This window comes from Streptomyces sp. HPF1205 (genome assembly GCF_020400825.1).
GTDB lineage: Bacteria > Actinomycetota > Actinomycetes > Streptomycetales > Streptomycetaceae > Actinacidiphila.
The window spans coordinates 1-1,328 of sequence record NZ_JAINVH010000109.1 but is presented as its reverse complement, the minus strand read 5'-3'; the positions used below and the strand labels follow the sequence as shown (position 1 = coordinate 1,328).

Here is a 1,328-nt window from a genome sequence, read left to right as displayed (position 1 = left end):
GGGGAAGCTCCTATAGATCGTCAAGCGGTCTGTGGGAGCGGTTTGGTGGGGTGGGTCACATGGGGTAGGTGCCGGTAGATCTCGCGGGCGACGAACCGTTTCAGGCACCGGACGATGTCCTTCTTGGCCATGCCTTCGGCGGTGCGTCGGGCGACGTACTCCTGGGTGCGCTGGTCGTACTTCATGCGGACCAGCACGATGGTGTGGAGCGCGTTGTTGGCCGCGCGGTCGCCGCCGCGGTTGAGGCGGTGGCGGTGGGTGCGGCCGGAGGAGGCCGGAACCGGGGCGGCTCCGCACAGGTGGGCGAAGGACGCTTCCGAGCGGAGCCGGTCGGGGTTGTCGCCCGCGCTCGTCAGCAGCTGCCCGGCGGTCTCGGGGCCGACGCCGGGCAGGGCGACCAGCCTGGGGGCGGCCTGGGCGACCAGCGGCCCGATCTCCTTGTCCGCGTCCTTGATCTCCTCGTCGAGCTGCTGGTAGCGGCGGGCGAGGCGGCGTAGTGCAACGCGGACCGCGCAGGCCGGGTCGTTCAGTTCACCGCTCGGGCGGGAGCGGGCCAGGGTGTCGACCAGCTCCCGCGCGGACAGCCCGCGCAGCTTGTCCCGCACCGCGGACGGCGCGGTGACGATCAGTGTGCGGATCTGGTTGATCGTCTGTGTGCGGGCCTTGACCGCGCTCTTGCGGACCACCCGCAGGGCCCGGATCGCTTCCACGATTGCGTTGCGGGACTTCGGGATGCCGCCGGCCCGGCCGGACAGCACGGCGGTCGCGGCCCCGTAGGCGTCGATGGGATCGGACTTGCCGTTGTCCCGCCGGGCCTTGCGGTCCGGACGGTCCACCTCGACCACCGTGACCTCGTTCGCGGTGAGGAACCGGGCGACTTCGGCCCCGTAGGCACCGGTTCCCTCGATACCGACGGCGAGGATGTCGCCGTGGGACCGGAGCCAGTCCAGAAGCCGCTGGTAGCCCTCGGGGGTGGTCTCGAACTGCGCAGTGGCCAAGTGGCGGCCGATGCCGTCGATGACCGCGGCCTGGTGGAGATCGGTGTGGGTGTCGATCCCGCCGTGACGGCTATCTCGTCTGCTGCCATGCTGGTGTGTGCTGCCCTTCCAACTCTCGCGTGCGGGAGGGCACGCGCCGGTCGGGCAGACGGACAAGACAGTGATGGGACCTCTGGCCAGGCTCCTATTAGGTCACAGTCACCCGGCCGGCCACGCGCCAAGCGGCATCGCCCGGCAGGCCGACGATTCCCCAGAAGGACAACCCAAGCGTCAGTCAGGCGGAGAGTCAGACCTCCGGGCGATGCCATGGTCAATCCTCACTGTCAGGCG

At 70.0% G+C, this 1,328-nt stretch carries 1 protein-coding gene; it reads right to left on the bottom strand.

What is annotated here, in order from left to right:
* Positions 1-20 precede the first annotated feature (20 nt).
* A complete protein-coding gene (locus K7G61_RS35845) occupies positions 21-1,055 on the bottom strand; it encodes an IS110 family transposase (protein ID WP_225851337.1) in 1,035 nt (344 codons plus the stop codon).
* Positions 1,056-1,328 lie beyond the last annotated feature (273 nt).